This window comes from Exiguobacterium sp. JMULE1 (assembly GCF_013337175.1).
GTDB lineage: Bacteria > Bacillota > Bacilli > Exiguobacteriales > Exiguobacteriaceae > Exiguobacterium_A > Exiguobacterium_A indicum.
Genome location: NZ_SGWC01000002.1, coordinates 2,180,800 through 2,199,633 on the forward strand (window position 1 = coordinate 2,180,800; position 18,834 = coordinate 2,199,633).

The window sequence follows — 18,834 nt, forward strand, 5'->3', positions numbered from 1 at the left end:
CTTAAGTAATTGTAATCTACATCAAAAATCAGGAGAGGATTGCTCCTCCCCGTCCTTTTAACGTTCTTCGATGGACACGTATGTCCGGTGCGTTTCACCCGTGTAGTCTGCACGCGGGCGAATCAGACGGTTATCGCTATACTGCTCTAAAATGTGCGCCAACCAACCTGACATCCGACTTACTGCAAAGATTGGAGTGAATAGTTCTGTATCAAGTCCAAGTGCATGGTACGTAGAAGCGGAATAGAAATCAACATTTGGTTTCAATCCTTTTTCCGATTGGACGATTTCGTCGATCTTAACTGACATCTCATACCATTTCGGCTCCCCGATTTGAGCAGTCAGCTGACGACTCATTTCTTGAAGGTGCTTCGCACGTGGGTCGCCGTCCTTGTAGACACGGTGACCGAAGCCCATGATTTTTTGCTTGTTCTCAAGTTTATTATGAACATACTCGTCAACCTTTTCAACCGAATCAATTTCTAACAACATCTTCATGACGGCTTCGTTCGCGCCACCGTGAAGTGGTCCTTTTAATGCGCCCATCGCTGCCGTCACACCTGAGTAGACGTCAGAGAGCGTCGCGACACACACGCGTGCTGTGAACGTCGAAGCGTTCAACTCGTGGTCAGCGTGAAGAACGAGCGCTTGGTTGAAAGCTTTTTCTGCAACTTCCGTTGGCTCTTCACCCGTCAACATGAACAAGAAGTTTCCTGCGTATGAAAGACCCGTTTTAGGTGCAATCGGCTCTTGTCCTTTTTTAATACGGGCGTAAGCTGTGACGAGTGTTGCGATTTGTGCCTGTAATTTGATGGCTTTAGCGTAATTCGCCTCAGTCGACATATCTTCCGATGTCTCATCGTAAAGCGCGAGTTGAGAGAGCGCTGTTCGAATCGTCGCCATCGCATTCGCCGACTTCGGTGCTGCCTTCATTGTTTCAAGAACGGCAGTCGCAACCGTTGCTTCGGAAATGAGTGCTTCCGATAGTTGCTTCAATTCCTCTTCTTTTGGTAGACGGTCGTTCCACAACAAGAAGACGACTTCCTCAAATGAGGCGTGCTCCGCCAAATCATCAATCGTATAACCGCCATACGTCAATTGACCATCGATGATCGAACTGATTTTCGATGAAGTCGCGACGATTCCTTCTAAACCTTTAGTTTGCGTCATGACAATAATCCCCCTTTTTTTCCCCAGAAATTTAAAACGCTTTCATTTCCGTATTGAAAAAAAGACGTCCACTCAAGAGTCGTTCCCCATGCTTGTAGCGCTGTACTCTTGAATAGACCATCTTGTTTCTGTTCTTAGTATAAACAAAAATACCCAAAAAGTGAATGAACTTGCATACTATTATCAAAAAATTAATTCAGTTACTTTGCTGATTCGGTTCATCCTGTGAACGCTTTTGCGATGACATCCCACATTCCAATGACGAGCGCCGCGATTCCAGCACCAATCAATGGTCCAACCGGTACACCTCTAAAGAGTCCGACTGCAAGAATCGTTCCAGCTAGCAAGGCTGTCGTCACGAGTGGATCTTCTTTCATCAGTCCAACACCGTGTGCTGCGACGATTGCAACAAAGATTCCTGATAAAAATGAGATGATGCCGATGTGTCCCCGAATACTTTGGAGCAACTCCTTAAATCCGATATCCCCTGCTGCAATCGGTACGAGGATCGCTGCCGTGATCAATGTGACGCCCCACGTGATCCCTTTTGCCTGTAAGGAAGGAAACAGTCTACCATCCAGCCCGATCGCCTTGATGATCAGCAGGAAGGCTGCAGCGATGATTAATGATTTATTTTGTGCGATGACCCCAATGAAGACGAGGGCAATCAAAAAAAGATAAGCTTCCATACGTCCTCCTCATACAAAAAAAGACGGACATGACCTAAGTCACGTCCGTCATGAATGGATTATGCGTTATATAGTTTACCTGTCAATGGATCGATTGAGATCATTTGACCGTCTTTGAAGACTGTCAATGCATCTTCGACACCAACGATGACTGGTTTACCGAGTGATGGTCCAACGATTCCAGCATGGCTTGTCAATCCGCCATCAACTGTGATCATCGCTGCAGCCATCTCGATTGCAGGCATCATGTCACGATCAGTTGAGTTCGTAACGAGGATCATGCCTGGCTTCGCTTTCGCGTTTGCTTCTTCAGCATTGTTTGCGATGACGACTTCGCCAACGACTCCACGCTCACCGATACCGCGACCGTTTGCGATCTCTTTACCGACGATGTGGATTTTCAACATGTTCGTTGTACCAGCAGTCAAAGCAGGAATACCTGCTGAGATGACGACGAGATCACCATCTGTGACGAAACCAGCGTCTTTTGCTGTGTCCGCAGCAAGTGTCAACATATCATCCGTGTTGTCTGAAAGATGATCAACGACGATTGGGTACACGCCCCATACGATGTTTAACTGACGTGCGACACGTGCGCTTGGTGTAACCGCGACGATGTTTGGCTCCGGACGGTATTTCGAGATACGTGCAGCCGTGTAACCCGATTGTGTCGGTGTCAAGATTGCTTTTGCGTCCAAGTTGATTGCAGTGTGCGTAACCGCTTGAGCGATTGCATCCGTTACTGTGTGCTCACTACGTGTCTGACGATCTTTCAACAAGAGCTTGTAGTCGAGCATTTTTTCTGTACGTTTTGCGATCGAGTGCATCATTTGGACAGATTCGATTGGGTAGTCCCCTGCTGCTGTCTCACCTGAAAGCATGATTGCATCCGTACCATCAAGAATCGCGTTCGCGACGTCTGATGCTTCAGCACGTGTTGGACGTGGGAAACGTTGCATCGAGTCAAGCATTTGTGTTGCTGTAATGACTGGTTTACCGAAGTCGTTACAAAGCTTGATCAAGTCTTTTTGAGTTGGTGTGACTTCTTCCGTTGGAATCTCGATACCGAGGTCACCACGCGCTACCATCAAACCGTCCGAAATCGCAAGGATTTCTTCGATGTTATCGACACCTTCTTGGTTCTCGATTTTCGGGAAGATTTTGATATGGCTCGCGTTGTTTTTCTCAAGCAATTGACGAATCGCAACGACGTCTGACGCACGGCGTACGAAAGATGCCGCGATCAAATCGATATCGCTCTTGATACCGAACTCGATATCCGCAATATCTTTTTCTGTCAAAGCAGGAAGGTTAACCTTCACGTTTGGCAAGTTAACGCCTTTTTTCGTCTTGATGACGCCTTCGTTTTCGATGGAACAACGAAGCTCACGGTTCGGAAGTTTTTCAGTGACACGAAGACCGATGAGACCGTCATCAAGCATGATCATCGAACCAACTTCGACGTCATCATAGAGTCCTTCATACGTGACTGAGAATTTATCTTTCGTTCCGACGATTTCGTTTGCGTCTCCGCTAACGATGATGACTTCTTGACCACGTGCGAGAAGCGCTTTTCCTTCTTCAAACGAATGTGTCCGGATTTCTGGTCCTTTCGTATCAAGAAGAATCGTAACGATTTTGTTTGCTTCTTTCGCTGCACGACGGATATCCGTGATACGTGCACCGTGTTCTTCATAATCGCCGTGTGAGAAGTTCAAACGAGCGACGTTCATACCTGCTTCAATCATTTCTGGAAGACGTTTTTCTGACGCCGGTCCAATCGTACATACAATTTTAGTTCTACGCATATTCCATAAACCTCCTACGGTGTTTGGCCAAGTTCTCTTGTCCATTTCAATCCTATCGACGTTCGTTAAATCGAAAGCTGTTTTGAAAGCTCAAGAATATCAAGATCCAGCTCATGTTTATTTTCGTCGAGTGCCTCATCGATATCGAGATCGATCATCTTACCACCACGTACACCTACGACACGTCCTTGTTTTCCTTGAAGTAGGATTTCGATGGCATGCGCCCCCATCCGACTTGCAAGTACACGGTCCGCTGCCGTTGGTGCTCCACCACGTTGAACGTGACCAAGTACCGTGACGCGTGTATCGAGACCTGTTTCTTTTGCGATCGCGTCTCCCACGTCCTGAGCACGACCTGCTCCTTCAGCGACGATGACGATTGAGTGCTTCTTACCGCGGTCGACACCACTTTGAATACGGGAAAGCACTTCTTTTAAATCTTCAGGACGCTCGGGAACAAGAATCGATTCTGCTCCACCAGCAAGTCCTGCATATAATGCGATATCACCCGCATCGCGTCCCATGACTTCAATGACATACGTTCGCTCATGCGACGATGCCGTATCACGGATTTTATCGATCGCTTCAAGCGCCGTGTTGAGCGCTGTATCAAAACCGATCGTATAGTCCGTTCCAGGGATGTCGTTATCGATCGTACCTGGAAGTCCAATTGTCGGGAAACCAAGTCCCGTCAATTTTTGGGCACCACGATACGACCCGTCTCCGCCTACGACGACGAGTGCATCAATTTCAAATTTCTTTAGATTGACGACCGCTTTTGCTCGTCCTTCTTCTGTACGGAACTCAGGGCAACGTGCTGAACGTAGGAACGTTCCGCCTCGTTGAATGATGTCACCGACTGATCCAAGGTTCAACTGGACGATGTCCCCGTTGATTAATCCTTGGTAGCCATTGTAGACACCGAATACTTCTAAGCCATGAAAAATCGCTTTACGCGTGACAGCACGCACCGCAGCGTTCATACCGGGTGCATCGCCGCCACTCGTTAAGACAGCAATCCGTTTTAAACTCACGTTAATCACCTCTCCATTAATCTGAATCTAAAATAGCACGTTGTTTTCTTGTTTTACAACAGGGCAGATTGCATAAACTTTCACTAGCTTTTTCATCATCGATTCCGGAAATGAGGAATATCAATCATGATAGCGATTACATGGTGCTTATGTGCCAATTTGGTGATATTTTTCAGTCCGCTGATCAATGAGCTCTTCCTTGGTCAGATGAACCAATGATTCGAGCTTCTGTACCAATACAGTTTTTAATTTATCCGCCTGTAATGACACATCGAGATGCGCCCCTCCGACGACTTCTGGAATGATGGCATCCGCGATCCCGAGTCGTAATAAATCAGGCGCTGTGATTTTCATCGATTCTGCCGCTTTCTCCGCAAGACTTGCATCTTTCCATAACAATGCTGCAGCACCTTCAGGAGAGATGACCGAATACGTTGAATTCTCGAGCATCAAGAGTTGATCACACACTCCGATTCCTAAAGCACCACCTGATCCACCTTCACCGATGACGATCGAGATGATTGGAACCGTCATACCAGCCATCTCAAACAAGTTTTTCGCGATGGCCTCACTCTGACCACGTTCTTCTGCTGCACGTCCTGGGTAAGCCCCTTTCGTGTCGATGAACGTAATGATTGGTCGATTGAATTTCTCCGCTTGTTGCATGAGACGTAGTGCTTTTCGGTACCCCTCCGGATGTGGCATCCCGAAATTACGACGAATGTTTTCTTTTGTATCTTTTCCGCGTTGATGACCGATGATCGTCACCGGACGACCATTCAGTGTTCCGATTCCACCGACGATTGCCGCATCATCATATCCATGACGATCGCCGTGCAACTCGATGAAGTCTTCACAAATGGATTCAATGTAATCGAGTGTCGTTGGACGTTCTGGATGACGTGCCAATTGAACGCGATTCCACGCTTTCATATTCCCGTAAATATCGAGTTCTAACCGATGAAGGCGTTCTTCAAGAAGTTGGAGTTCTTCCTTGAAGTCTAGTCCTTGTGTTTCCGCCATATCATGGAGCTCAAGAATTTTTTCGCGTAACGCGATGACTGGTTGGTCAAATGGTTGCATGGTTCGTTCCCTCCGCATGTAGCTTTAAGATTCGCGTATAGTACGTTTTCAGATCATGTCGTGATACGACATCGTCCAGTTGACCTGCTTGTAATAAGAATTCTGCTGTTTGGAAATCTTCCGGTAGTTTTTCACGTATCGTCTGTTCGATGATCCGTCGACCTGCAAACCCGATCAACGCCCCCGGTTCAGCGATGTTAAAGTCACCGAGCATCGCAAAACTTGCTGATACCCCGCCGGTCGTCGGATGCGTCATACAAGAAATATAAAGTAATCCAGCATCTGAATGCTGTTTTAAGAAGAGACTCGATTTCGCCATCTGCATGAGACTAACCATTCCCTCTTGCATCCGTGCTCCACCTGAAGCGGAGAAAATCGTGACAGGTAGACGATGTTTTGTTGCGTAACGAACCGCTTCAGAAATCGCAGCACCGACTGCTGCACCCATCGAGCCCATGCGGAATCGTGCATCCATGACACAAGCGACGAGTGGGTGACCATTCACATTCCCGACGCCACAGACGATCGCTTCCTCAAGACCCGTTCTGACTTGGTCGCCCTTTAATTTTTCCGGGTAATCCTGGAATCCAAGCGGATCCGCTTGAACTGCCGGTAAGTCGAAATACGTCACCGAACCTTCATCGAATAATTGCGTAAAACGTTCTTGCGCGGTCAACGGGTGATGATACCCACATGAACAGACACGTAAGTTCGCCTCCAGTTGTTTCGTATATTGGATTAATTTACATTTCGGACATTTCGTCATTAGGCCAACTGGCACATCGACACGCTGCTCCTTCGAAGTCAGCGTGACGAACTTTTTAGGTTTTCGAAAAAATGCTTGCACGTTCAGTTCCCCCTTGTCATCCTATGGGCGGTTCAAGAGTTGTTCCCGTTCCGCCTGCGTATAGAGTTCCCCTTGACCGAAGCTTTTATGGAAGGCATTGACTTGTCGCCAGATTCGTTCAAACAAATCGTTATCGACCGTCTGAATCAACGTCTCACGAAACGCTGCATCGGATGATACGACTGGTGCAAGCACCGAAAGGTCATCCAGCTGCGTGAGCGCTGCTTGCTCAAGCAAGCGGAGCGTTCCTGCCAAGTCTTCGAACTTCGAATCGCCAGTCACTAAGAATTGAGCGATGATTTGAATATAGGTATGATCGTCACGGTTCAATAGAAAGCTTCCGCCTCCATGTCGTGTCTCGACGATCCCTAAATAAGCGAGCGTCCGTAATGCTTCTCGCACGGACGGTCGACTGATGGATAGTCGTTCTGCCAGTTCCCGTTCTGATGGAATACGGTCTCCTGGAACTAATCCATCTTGTTCGATCATCAATTTAATCGCCGCGATATTGGCTTCAAACGCATTTCGTTTCTTCTCCATATCGATACGGCACCACCTTTCTGACCCTTCAGTCGGTTGCTTCAATCGGTGGCATTGGTCAGACCAATTACCCCTTATTATAACAAATCTTATTACCTAGTACTAGTTTGAGCGGGGGACATTTTTCAGGACGACATGATCCTCGCCAAACCGAATACGTAGCCGAGCTAGTAATTCCTCATCATGCTGCACTGCATAGAGCGGCGGTAACGATTTCGTCTCGCGTGAATCCGCGTAGCGAACGACGACTGGAATATCGCCTGGTACTGCTTCAAGCAACTGTTCGAGTGCGGCCAGCTCATTTTTTGATGTTAACTTGACGAATAGCACATCTTGCCCAAGCGGACGCAGACGTTCCAAAATGAACTGACGCTCCCCTTCGCGATCCTGCACCTTTAGTTCAATCAGCAAGACGTTCCCTAAATAAAGTGATCGACGGAATCGTTCATATTGATTCGGGAAGACGACGACCTCTTCATTCGAATATCCGTCGACTGCCTGAATGACCGCCATCGTTTGACCGCGTTTCGTCTTGAATTCTCGAATCTGATCAATATAACAGACTAAATAATGTGTTTCCGAACCGACGCCAAGGTCATGGAAATAAGCAGATTCAACCGGAGCTTTCATTGCTGTCGTCAACGGCGAATACGTCAACCAGAACCCAAGCGCTTCCCGTTCTAATCGTGCCCAATCGGAATCACTTCGTTTCGAGGACTTCTGTGTCCGGCGTTTCCCGAGAATTGCCAACTCGTCTGGAAGTAATGTATTCGACGACTCAGTGAAATATTCGAGTACTTCTTGTTCAGCGAGTCCGCGATCGCCGTGTGTCGCTCGATCTAGCGCACCACTGTAGAGTAACAATTCGATTTTTGCGCGCTCCTTCTTACCCCATCCGACGTGGGTCAATAGATCAGCAATCGTCGCCGTGTGCTTTGATGCTTCCTTTACACGTTCGAACTCTCGCTCGGAAATACCTTTAATCACATGTATTCCGAGACGAATCCCTTTGCCTTCTAACGAAGAACGGTAATCGGAAATCCAGACGTCCGGCGATAGGACAGGAAGACGTCGTTCGCGCATCAATCGGACGAGACGCTCCGGTTGTTCGACCGAGACGAGTAAGAAAATGTGTGGGAAATGCGCTTTGATATATCCGAGGGCGTAACTAATCTTTGAATAGGCGACCGCATGGCTTCGGTTGAATCCATACCCAGCAAATCGCTCAATTTGTTCATAGAGTGAATGTGCAATCGCATCATCGAATCCATTCGACTTTGCTCCTTCGAGAAAACGAACCCGTTCCTGTTCGAGCGAATCCGTACTTTTTTTAGAAATCGCACGTCGTAATAAATCTGCTTGCGCGAGTGTAAATCCAGCTACTCGACGGGTGATTTCCATGACTTGTTCCTGATAGACGATGATGCCATACGTTGGTGCAAGTACGTCTTCTAATACGGGATGCAACATCTGATAAGGTTGACCAGCTTTTCGTTTCGCGTACAGATCAATGAATTTCATTGGTCCCGGACGATAGAGTGACATCGTTGCTACCAAATCCTCGAACCGATTCGGTTTGACTTCGCGCAACGTCTGTTTCATACCTGTCGACTCGAATTGGAAAATATCATCCGTCTCGGCGCGGGCAAAGACTTGGAATGTCGCGCGGTCTTCTTCTGGAATTTGCGTGAGCGTAAAGGATGGCTGTTCTCGTCGAATCAATTCTTCCATCCGACGCAAACGACTGAGATTTCGTAATCCTAACAAGTCAATTTTCAACAATCCTTGACGTTCCAATGCCTGCATCAAAAACTGCGTCACATAGCGTTCATTTGGTCCCGTTTCAACGGGTGTCGTCTCGACGAGCTGTTCAGATCCAATGACGACGCCAGCCGCATGAACCGAACGTTGTCGCGGGAGACCCTCGACCGCTTGCGCTAGTTGCAACAGTTGCCGGCGCTTTTCGCTTCCAGAGAACCAGCGATATGTCTGTTTGTTTTGTTCGATTCCTTGTAACGTCGTGGATTTTCCAAGCTGTTTGACCGCAGCATCTAATTCATCCTTCGAAAACTCTAGCGTCCGTCCGACGTCTCGCAAAGCGGCTTTGGCACCGAGCGTCGACAATGTACCGATTTGAGCGACGTGATCTTTTCCATAACGCATCACGAGATCCTCTAATACTTCTTCGCGTCGTTCATCTTCGATATCGATATCGATATCCGGCATCGAAATCCGCTCGGGGTTCAAGAAACGTTCGAATAGTAATCCATACTTCAATGGATCCACCGTCGTGATCCCAAGCGCATAGCTGACAAGTGATCCGGCTGCTGAGCCTCGACCGGGTCCAACGAAGATGCCTTTCGCTTTTGCACTACGTACGAGTTCTTCAACGATTAAAAAATAATCGGCAAATCCTGTCTTATGGATGACTGATAGTTCATAAGCGAGACGTTCCCGCGCTTCATTACTTTCATGACCATGTGCCAGTAACCCTTCCTCAGCACGTTTCCGTAATAACGCATTCGAGTCTTCCGCGACACGCGGCAGTGGACGTTGTTGAAACGGTAATTCCAAGCGTTCAGATGTCGTAGCAAACTGCTCCGCCATCGTAATTTCTCGCTCGGTAAAGTCTTCGAGTAACTCTTCCCGGGTCTTTAAATGCATCAGACGATCTGTCTTTTGGTCTTGGAACGTCGTCGCTTCACCAATCGCACGTATCGCTTGATACGCTGACGCTTCATCTCGACGGATGTAACGAACAGGATCGACTGGGACGGTCTCAACACCAAGCGCTGCTGCGACTTCGCGGTAACGCGCACGACTCTCTCGTTCGACCGTTGAGCGACTAGAGGTCACACCCATATATGTACGCGCTCCTTGAACATGTCCCATCCATTGAACGAAGGAACGACGTAGACGCGTCGCATCTTCAGAGGCTTGACGCAGTGGCACGAGCACCGCGATCAGTGATGAAACTTCAGTCTCCCCTTGTTGACTGGCTAGTCGATACAGTTGACGCAGTCCATCAGAAGAAAAAGCAAACCATAAGATACAAAATTCTTCTTCTTCGATTCGCTGCTCCCATCCGACGATCGGTTGCATATTTCGACGCTGACATGCATCGATGAATGCGGGAACTCCTGTCAATGTCGTTTCACAGATGACCGCTCGTCCGATGTGTCGACGGACTAGTTCATCGAGATAGGGCTCGATTCGAACTAAACTCTGCAATGGACTAAACTGCGTTCGAACATTTATATGCATCTTCCATTCTCCTTTCTCTTCTGATGGATGTTTTTAAAAGTTTTCAGAACCTTCATATCTAACTGACTCAAGTACTCGCCATCTGATTTATTATTCGATACAATAAGTATAGAAATATCATGACGGGTACGGAAGGAGCGTTTCTCATGATTTTGAATCGCAGTCAAATCGCACGTGAAAAAGTCGAACAATTAAAGCTCGGTGTTACCGCTTTTACTGAAACGGAAGAAATCGCTGAGAAGATTCGCAAATCTGTCGCTGAACTTCAACTGAATGTCATTGAAGATCACACAGATCGTGGCGTTTGGTTCATTCCGCAAGACGAAACAAAAACGCAATAAGCGTAAAAAGGCTGTTCGCTTCGCTTCCTCAATGAGAGGAGTGAGACCGAGCAGCCTTTTTCCATTTAAAACTGGAAGTTAGCAGCGACCTCGTCCAGACGACGGATGACACGTTCGACTTCACTCAACTGTCCAATCGTTGCACCAGACGCCATCGGATGTCCACCACCATTGAATTCTTTTGCTACTTCATTGATGACGGGACCCTTCGAACGAATCCGGACGCGAACCTCCGTATCCGTCTCAAGGAACAATGCCCAACACTTCATGCCTTTTAAACCGGCAAAACTATTGACGAGCAACGATGCTTGCTCAACCGTCGCACCAAACTGCTTCAACGTATCTTGTGTCAATACGACATAACCGACACCTTGATCCGTCAATTGAATATGTTGCAGGACGTATCCTTGTAAATGAAGCGCCGCAAGTTCTGTTTCGTACATATTGCGATACAACCAGTCCGTATCGATTTCTGCATCAATCAATTGCGCTGCGACTTCAAATGTTCGTTTCGTCGTGCCACGGAATTGGAAACGTCCCGTATCACCAACGATCCCAGCGTAGAATTGAATGGCAGCTGATGTTGGAATCTCGTATCCCCATTCGTTCAATAAATGAACGAGCAGTTCCGATGTCGAACTCATCGTCGTATCGACGAGTTGTACTGGTGCGTATGGATCTTCATCCGGATGATGGTCGATTTTAATGACGTCTTTTCCTGTCATTGCGACCTTCCCGTCAATCCGCGCTTGATTCGCTGTATCCAGAATCACGACTAACGCCTCTTTGTATAATTCATCGTCTACTTGATCGAGCTCTCCCATGAATGACAATGATGTCGCCATTTCCCCGGCCGTTAATACCGTTTTGCTAGGGAATTGATGTTGTAACGTCAATTGCAAACCGAATTGACTACCGAGTGCATCGGGATCTGGACGTTCATGACGATGAATGATGATCGTATCTGCCGCTTCAATCATTTGTTTGATTTGCTCTTTCACTGTGCACAGCTCCTCTAATCTTGATATGATATGAGATGAAGACAAAAAGGAGGTCCTTTTAACATGCAATTCATCCTCATCGCCCTCATCGTTTTCTCGCTTGGTGGGTATTTGTTAGCAAAACGCCGCGCGTTCCATACGAAAAGCACGAACCGAAAATACTTGTTCAATACGCAAGCGAGCATTTGGTTGAGCTTGTTCGTTATCCTATTTGCCGTCAACCAGTTCGTTTCTGGAAACGGATTAACGACACTCGTCGGGAAAATCGTTTGTTCCATTTTAATCATCGTCGGTGTTGCTTCATTCATCGCCGGATTCATCCGTTACAAAAAAATTTATCCGTATGTCGTCCGCGAGATGGAGCAATCCTGAGCGAGATTCAGAGGAACCGAAGTCCATTGACTTCGGTTCTTTTTGGTTCATTTAACGATCGATGAGTTGGGACGTCACGAGTGCCTTTGCAACGATTTGTGTGCCTTGGTACATTTCGACATCGACCTTCCCGAATTTTCGACCGACGTCAAAGACATTCGCCCGGATCGTTACCGTGCTCTCGATTTGAACAGGTTTAATGAAATAGATGCTGACGTTTTCGATGACAAGGTCACCTTTCTTCATGTGACGCAACATTCGCGTCGCTCCTTCGACTAGAAGTGTCGTCAACACCCCACTCGAAGCAGTCCCCATGAAGTTCGTCATTTGTGGTGAGACCTCAAGCGATAAGTACGGTCCCCGTTCGTCCTCTGCCGCCTTGATTTGCCCCGTGATTAGATCGTCGAACGTCTCTCCGACTTGTGGCTGACGATTCGCGAGTTGCAATGCCTTGAGGACGTCTTGCCGACTAATGATCCCGAGCAATCGACCGTACTGGTCGATGACCGGTAGCATCTCGATCCCTTCCCAGACCATCTGATGCGCAGAGTTCGTGACACTCGTTCGAATACCGACCGTGATCGGATGACGGGTCATGACTTTTTCAACAGCCCAGTCATGTGGACGGTCAATGATGTCCTTCGCTGTCACGACACCAACGACCTTCATTTGTTCATCGATGACGGGATAACGATTGTGTTTCGTCTGCTCATTCAACTCATGCCAGCGTGAAATCGGATCCGTCGTCTGTAAATAGAACGTGTCATGCAACGGAATTAAAATATCCGAAACGAGTAAAATCTCCTTTTTGATCAATCGATCATAAATCGCTCGGTTGATCATCGTCGCGACCGTGAACGTATCGTAGGATGTCGAAATGATCGGTAACTCCATCTCATCCGCTAATCGTTTCGCATCTTCTGTCGTATCGAAGCCACCGGTAATCAATACAGCAGCTCCTGCTTCAAGCACGAGTTCATGTGCTTTTTCGCGGTTTCCGATGATGACGAGACTATCGACATCGATATAGCGCATCATCGCTTCGAGCTTCATTGCGCCAATGACGAATTTCGTCAACGTCTTGTGTAATCCATTTCGACCACCGAGCACCTGACCGTCGACGATGTTCACGACTTCCGCGAATGTCAGCTTCTCGATATTTTCTTTTTGTTTCTTTTTAATCCGAATCGTTCCGACTCGCTCAATCGTCGAAACGAACCCTAAATTTTCTGCTTCCTTGATGGCGCGATAAGCCGTCCCCTCGGATACGGTCAAATCCTTCGCGATTTGTCGGACGGAAATCTTTGTTCCGACATCAAGATCTTCGATATGTCGAATGATCTGTTCGTGTTTCGTAGGCATACTGTATCCCTTCTTTTCCTTTTTTCTACTCTCCTGTCATTATACTGTACTACTCTAAAGATGAAAACGTGTACTAGTCTGATTTACGATAAATGTTTTTCGAACCGGACGATGATATACTTATGTAGAAAATGAGTAGAGAGGTGGAATCATATATGAGCGAACGTACGAATCAAATCAGTGAATTCCTGAAAGAACAAGGAATCGACTTAGCCGTCGTCACTTCGAAGGCAAATGTGTTTTACTTCTCAGGAGTCTACGCTGAACCCCACGAACGTGTCATGGCGGTTCTCGTCGATGTAACCGGTAAGCATGTATTATTCTGTCCGGCACTCGAAGCAAGTATCGTTGCAGCGAGTCCTTGGGAAGGAGACGTCGTGACCTATGAGGATCACGAAAACCCATTTGATCGATTAGCAGAATTATTCGCGACATTCGAGCACTCGAATAACCGAATCGGTATCGAAGGAGAACACATGACGTTTAGTCGCTATCAGGAACTAAGCTCACGTCTCGAGAACGCAGCCATTCTTGATATCGGTGAGTCTTTACAAGCGCTTCGTCTGAAGAAAACACCGGAAGAAATCGCTATTCTTCAAGAAGCAGCCACACTTGCGGATGAAGCAATCGAAATCGGTAAACAAGCAATCCGCCCAGGGATCACGGAAATCGAAGTCATTGCAGAAATCGAATATGAAATGAAGAAAAAAGGTGTCCGTGAGATGTCATTTGATACGCTTGTCCTATTTGGTGCAAACAGTGCTGATCCGCACGGTGTACCCGGCGACCGTGTCATCCAAGAAGGCGACTTCGTCTTATTCGACCTCGGCGTCGTTTGGAAAGGCTACTGTTCCGATATTACACGGACCTTCATTTATGGCGAAGCGAACGAAGAACAGAAAAAGATCTATGAAACGGTTCGCCAAGCACTTGAAGCCGCGACAGAAGCGAGTCAGATCGGCACGACACTCGGTGCGTTAGATAAGGCAGCCCGTGACGTTATTACAAACGCTGGCTACGGACAGTACTTCACGCACCGTGTCGGTCACGGACTCGGAATCGAGGTTCATGAATTCCCGTCCCTCGCGTCAAACAACCTACTGACGGCAGAAGCTGGTATCGTCTACACACTCGAACCAGGCATTTATGTTCCAGGTGTCGGTGGCGTCCGCATCGAAGATGATATTCATCTCACTGCGGAAGGTCCAGTTGCGTTAACTCGCACACCCAAACACCTTCAATCCATTCCGTCATCTTAACTCAAGACAAACACCTAATCCATCGCTTGGATTAGGTGTTTCTGATTATAGACAAAATGTCTGACTAAAAAAATGTCTCGTCTTTTCACGCCCTTTCCTCAGGCGAGACACAAGCCAGTTTTCCCGCTTCATTCAAGCAGGAAAACGGGTCTTGTTTGTCTCTGACAGCGCAAAATTGCGCTTTTTCCTGTAGGAGTAGCGTGTGACGCGTCATTCTTTTTATACCGAAGGATCTGAGGAACGTTTTGTTCACTCGACATCGCTTCCTCGGGAAAAACAAGCAAGAGCGACCCTGCAGCGAAGCGAAGCGGCGCGATGCTTGTCCCAGGAAAACGATGCGAGACGAACAAAAAAGCGCAATCCTTCTCGTTAGAGAAAAATTGCACCTTATCTTCAGTCTCAAACATCTAATCCATTGCTTGGATTAGATGTTTTTGCTTATTTACGGGATTGATGGACGACATTGACGCCACCTGTCACATCGAGGATTGCTCCCGTGATCATACTCGATTCTTCTGCCAACAAGAAGGAAATCGCGCGAGCGATATCTTCTCCGACACCCGTTCTTCCGACCGGCGTCGCCTCATCTTGCTCCGCTTCAGAAATCAACTTCGTCTTATTGTCGCCGACGATGTTTCCTGGGTTGACCATGTTGACCGTAATGCCGTGTTCCGCTTCTTCAAGCGCTACACTCTTCGTCAAACTTACCATCCCGCTTTTAGCAGCAGCGAACGCTGCCCGGCATACCCATCCTGGCGCTGTTGCACTTTCCGGGAAACCGTACGTAATGATTCGACCATAGGCTTGTTTACGCATGACAGGCAATACTTGACGCAACAGCCAAAAACTAGCTGTCAGATTTCCGGTGATCACTTCATTCCATTCCTGATCCGTGTAATCTACTAACGCTTTTCGTTCGAATATATAAGGTCCTGCATTAAGTATCAACGCATCAATCCGACCTTGCTCGTTGATTGCTTGTTGGGTTGCGCGTTCCAATTCTTCTTGATTCGTCACATCTGCTTGAATCGTTATGAGATTCGGATGTGTAAATTCGGGTTCGGAACGATGAAACGCTGTCACTCTCCAACCTTCTTCCAGTAACTGGCGCGTCACTCGTTCTCCCAGTCCTTTTGTACCTGCTGTAATTAACGCGTGCCTCATCTTGGCATCGCCCCCTTTCACTGACTCCATCTTACGACGGAACAGAAAGGAAGGACAATTTTTAGAACTCACTGAATGTTTCATCCGCTCCCAGTAAGAGAATGGTATAATTAGGTTGTACTCATCATATCGATTACGAAGGGATGGATTCATCATGGCAATCGTCTATCATAATGTACTCGTAGCAGTAGATGGCTCAAAAGAGGCAGAACGTGCCTTTGAGACGGCAATCGATGTTTCATTGCGGAATGATGCAAAATTGATCATCGCACACGTCATTGATACACGGACATTCGCAACAGTAGAAGCCTATGACCGCACTATCACGGAACGTGCCGAATCTTACGCGAAGGAATTGCTAGACGAATACGTCAAGACTGCTCAAGATCGCGGTGTACAGGAAGTCGAAGTAGCGATTGAATACGGCTCACCGAAAGTAACGATCGCCAAAAAGCTTGCCCCTAATCATGATGCTGATTTAATCATTTGTGGCGCAACTGGTTTAAACGCTGTTGAACGTTTCTTCATCGGTAGTGTCTCTGAAAGCATTACGCGTTACGCAAAATGTGACGTCTTGATCGTCCGTTTATGAATCACTCTTCGTCAAAAAGCCTCTCTTCCTTCATTTCAAAGGAAGAGAGGCTTTTTGACGATCTGCTTAAATAAAAAACCATCGAACCAATGTCCGATGGTTTGCAATCATTTGTATTTTACTGTGACCGAACGACGACCCCAGTTGAATGCTTCTGAACGAGAGTAGTAAAGGATATCCATCTTTTTCCCTTTAATAGCACCGCCAGTATCAGCAGCTGTATACGTCCCTTTTAATTTCCCTTTGTAATACACTTTCACTGTCGAACGAAGTGGAATGACACGTGGATCAACCGCTACGACTTTCTTTTTCGAGCTTTTGATGTTCCAACCGATTGCTGTCAGATTACCACTACCTGGATCATATGGTGTATAAGCTGTTGCACTTACGTTCGTGATTGTTTTCCAACCACCTGTCGATTGCTTTTTCGATCCACTCGATTTTACGAGTTTCGAGTATTTCGCGCTAAGATAAGCCGTTTTACCTTTGTAGCTTACTTTGTACCAGTTCCCTGTTTTTGCTTTGTACGATAAAGTTTGGTTCTTATATAGAAGACCGAGTTTTTTCGACGAAGTAGTTGCTTTTTGACGAATGACTAGGCTATCGACTGTTGACTTGACGCTTTTCTTAGTTGCAGCCTCTGCTTGAAGACCTGCGAACGAACTGAGTGCTAACACGACCGTTAAAACACTTGCGAGCATCCGTTTCATCATGTATTTTCTCCTCCATCATTGTTTCGTGTTTGTTAACTGAGATTAATATACATGACAAAATGAGAGTGTGCCGTTACATATAGACCACAAAAATATGTCTGTACTATTACTTTTATGTTACAAAGGACTCATTTTTTTAAGAAATCGCCCTTTTTCAGGTTTATTTTTACAAAGATGACGATTCATTTTTCGTTATATGACAAACACCGTAACAATAGAACGTAAGTTCGTATATTTTTATTCTTAGATTTCATCAAAAAAAGGACTGAATCGTCGGAATAACGACTCAGTCCTTTTGACACAATTATGCGTTTTGAGCAACCAATCCACCAACACGAACCGTGTCGCGTGCAATCATCAATTCCTCATTCGTTGGAATGATGATGACTTTAACTGGTGAGTGTGGGTAGTTAATGAAGAGTTCTTCTCCACGAGCACCATTGTTGAGTGATGGATCCCAGTAGACGCCCATGAATTCAAGACCACGTAAGACACGCTCACGGATTGAATCTGAGTTTTCTCCGACACCGGCTGTGAAGATGATCGCATCGACACCATTCATCTCAGCAGCGTATTGCCCGATGTAACCGTGGATACGGTTCGCAAAGATACGGAGTGCCATCTCTGAACGATGGTTTCCTTCTTTAGCAGCTGTCTGGACATCACGCAAGTCACTTGAAAGACCTGAAAGACCGTAGATTCCAGACTCTTTGTTCATGACGTTCAAGACGTCTTCTGCTGTTTTCCCTGTTTTCTCCATCAAGAATGGAATCAACGCTGGGTCAAGTGAACCAGAACGTGTTCCCATCGTAATCCCTTCAAGCGGTGTGAAGCCCATCGTAGTATCGATTGATTCGCCACCCGAAACTGCTGCGATCGATGCTCCGCTACCTAGGTGACACGAGATCAAACGGAGGTCTTTTAACGGACGACCGAGTAATTCAGATGCACGTTCCGTAACGTATTTGTGGCTCGTACCGTGGAAACCATATTTACGGATACCGTATTCTGTATAGTAATCATACGGCAAGCTGTAAAGGAAGTTTTCTTCTGGCATCGTTTGGTGGAACGCCGTATCGAAGACTGCCACTTGTGGTACTTCCGGAAGCAATGCTTGGAATGCCCGGATTCCGATCAAGTTTGGTGGAATGTGAAGTGGTCCGAGCTCTGTGTACGACTCGATATCGTGCATGACTTCATCTGTAATCAATACAGAGTCTGCATATTTTTCTTTACCATGAAGCACACGGTGTCCAACACCTTTAATCTCATCGTAAGACGAGATGATTCCGAACTCCATTAATTTTTCGAGTGACAACTCGACTGCTTCTTTATGTGTTGCAAGTGGGAGGACATCTGTATTCTTTTGTCCTTCACCATATTTGATCGTAAAGATTGCATCGTCTTTACCGACGCGTTCAACGAGTCCGACTGCGATCATTGTTTCGTTCGGCATTTCGAGCAATTGGAACTTCAAAGACGAACTACCTGCGTTTACCGCCATAATTTTTGCCATGATTTTTCCCCTTTTCCATTTGAATCCAATGAACATTCACATCTGTTTAGGTTTTCTTCTATTTCTGTTCTACAACTAG

The 18,834-nt window shown here is 46.8% G+C and carries 17 protein-coding genes; 4 read left to right on the forward strand and 13 right to left on the reverse strand.

What is annotated here, in order from left to right:
• Positions 1-57: 57 nt before the first annotated feature.
• From citZ to dnaE, 8 genes are all read right to left on the reverse strand, one after another.
• Positions 58-1,170, reverse strand: a complete 1,113-nt coding sequence (citZ, locus tag EXW93_RS11705) for a citrate synthase (protein WP_053454034.1) — start codon at positions 1,168-1,170, stop codon at positions 58-60.
• A 218-nt stretch (positions 1,171-1,388) separates the two neighbouring features.
• Entirely contained in the window at positions 1,389-1,859 is a 471-nt protein-coding gene (locus EXW93_RS11710) for a DUF441 domain-containing protein (protein WP_023469036.1), read from the reverse strand.
• Positions 1,860-1,918: 59 nt separating this feature from the next.
• The gene (gene pyk / locus EXW93_RS11715) at positions 1,919-3,667 is read right to left on the reverse strand and encodes a pyruvate kinase (RefSeq protein WP_058264723.1); all 1,749 of its coding nucleotides are present in this window, start codon (positions 3,665-3,667) and stop codon (positions 1,919-1,921) included.
• Between the two features lie 65 nt (positions 3,668-3,732).
• Positions 3,733-4,701 carry a 6-phosphofructokinase gene (pfkA, locus tag EXW93_RS11720; protein ID WP_023469038.1) on the reverse strand — a complete coding sequence of 323 codons (969 nt, stop codon included), beginning with the start codon at positions 4,699-4,701 and terminating at the stop codon, positions 3,733-3,735.
• A gap of 147 nt (positions 4,702-4,848) precedes the next feature.
• On the reverse strand, positions 4,849-5,784 hold the full coding sequence (accA, locus tag EXW93_RS11725) for an acetyl-CoA carboxylase carboxyl transferase subunit alpha (protein ID WP_023469039.1): 936 nt from the start codon (positions 5,782-5,784) through the stop codon (positions 4,849-4,851).
• The gene (gene accD / locus EXW93_RS11730) at positions 5,771-6,631 is read right to left on the reverse strand and encodes an acetyl-CoA carboxylase, carboxyltransferase subunit beta (protein ID WP_023469040.1); all 861 of its coding nucleotides are present in this window, start codon (positions 6,629-6,631) and stop codon (positions 5,771-5,773) included. The genes accA and accD overlap by 14 nt, the downstream gene beginning before the upstream one ends.
• A 21-nt stretch (positions 6,632-6,652) precedes the next feature.
• Complete coding sequence (locus tag EXW93_RS11735; RefSeq protein WP_023469041.1) at positions 6,653-7,171, reverse strand: FadR/GntR family transcriptional regulator; 519 nt, start codon at positions 7,169-7,171, stop codon at positions 6,653-6,655.
• A 102-nt stretch (positions 7,172-7,273) separates the two neighbouring features.
• Positions 7,274-10,435, reverse strand: coding sequence for a DNA polymerase III subunit alpha (gene dnaE / locus EXW93_RS11740; RefSeq protein ID WP_055968756.1), 3,162 nt, complete (start codon positions 10,433-10,435; stop codon positions 7,274-7,276).
• Between the two features lie 146 nt (positions 10,436-10,581).
• Between dnaE and EXW93_RS11745 the strand changes: the two genes are divergently transcribed.
• Positions 10,582-10,776 (forward strand): YtzJ family protein, encoded by a 195-nt coding sequence (locus EXW93_RS11745; protein WP_023469043.1) that lies wholly within the window; start codon positions 10,582-10,584, stop codon positions 10,774-10,776.
• A gap of 65 nt (positions 10,777-10,841) precedes the next feature.
• Here the strand turns inward: EXW93_RS11745 and EXW93_RS11750 are convergent, their stop codons facing one another.
• The gene (locus EXW93_RS11750; protein ID WP_174316485.1) at positions 10,842-11,777 is read right to left on the reverse strand and encodes a DHH family phosphoesterase; all 936 of its coding nucleotides are present in this window, start codon (positions 11,775-11,777) and stop codon (positions 10,842-10,844) included.
• A 63-nt stretch (positions 11,778-11,840) separates the two neighbouring features.
• Here EXW93_RS11750 and EXW93_RS11755 point away from each other — a divergent pair, with 63 nt between their 5' ends.
• Positions 11,841-12,149: a YtpI family protein gene (locus EXW93_RS11755; protein ID WP_023469045.1), complete on the forward strand. Its 309-nt coding sequence runs from the start codon at positions 11,841-11,843 to the stop codon at positions 12,147-12,149.
• Between the two features lie 51 nt (positions 12,150-12,200).
• Here the strand turns inward: EXW93_RS11755 and EXW93_RS11760 are convergent, their stop codons facing one another.
• Positions 12,201-13,511 (reverse strand): DRTGG domain-containing protein, encoded by a 1,311-nt coding sequence (locus tag EXW93_RS11760; protein WP_023469046.1) that lies wholly within the window; start codon positions 13,509-13,511, stop codon positions 12,201-12,203.
• A 155-nt stretch (positions 13,512-13,666) separates the two neighbouring features.
• Here EXW93_RS11760 and EXW93_RS11765 point away from each other — a divergent pair, with 155 nt between their 5' ends.
• On the forward strand, positions 13,667-14,770 hold the full coding sequence (locus tag EXW93_RS11765; RefSeq protein WP_023469047.1) for a M24 family metallopeptidase: 1,104 nt from the start codon (positions 13,667-13,669) through the stop codon (positions 14,768-14,770).
• A 438-nt stretch (positions 14,771-15,208) separates the two neighbouring features.
• Here EXW93_RS11765 and EXW93_RS11770 read toward each other — a convergent pair whose 3' ends face one another.
• Positions 15,209-15,934 (reverse strand): SDR family oxidoreductase, encoded by a 726-nt coding sequence (locus tag EXW93_RS11770; RefSeq protein WP_174316486.1) that lies wholly within the window; start codon positions 15,932-15,934, stop codon positions 15,209-15,211.
• A gap of 154 nt (positions 15,935-16,088) precedes the next feature.
• Here EXW93_RS11770 and EXW93_RS11775 point away from each other — a divergent pair, with 154 nt between their 5' ends.
• A complete protein-coding gene (locus tag EXW93_RS11775) occupies positions 16,089-16,526 on the forward strand; it encodes a universal stress protein (protein ID WP_029342342.1) in 438 nt (145 codons plus the stop codon).
• Positions 16,527-16,633: 107 nt separating this feature from the next.
• On the opposite strand, the gene EXW93_RS11780 is transcribed toward EXW93_RS11775, so the two are convergent.
• Positions 16,634-17,239 carry a 3D domain-containing protein gene (locus tag EXW93_RS11780; RefSeq protein WP_023469050.1) on the reverse strand — a complete coding sequence of 202 codons (606 nt, stop codon included), beginning with the start codon at positions 17,237-17,239 and terminating at the stop codon, positions 16,634-16,636.
• Between the two features lie 304 nt (positions 17,240-17,543).
• The gene (locus EXW93_RS11785; protein ID WP_174316487.1) at positions 17,544-18,755 is read right to left on the reverse strand and encodes an acetate kinase; all 1,212 of its coding nucleotides are present in this window, start codon (positions 18,753-18,755) and stop codon (positions 17,544-17,546) included.
• Positions 18,756-18,834 lie beyond the last annotated feature (79 nt).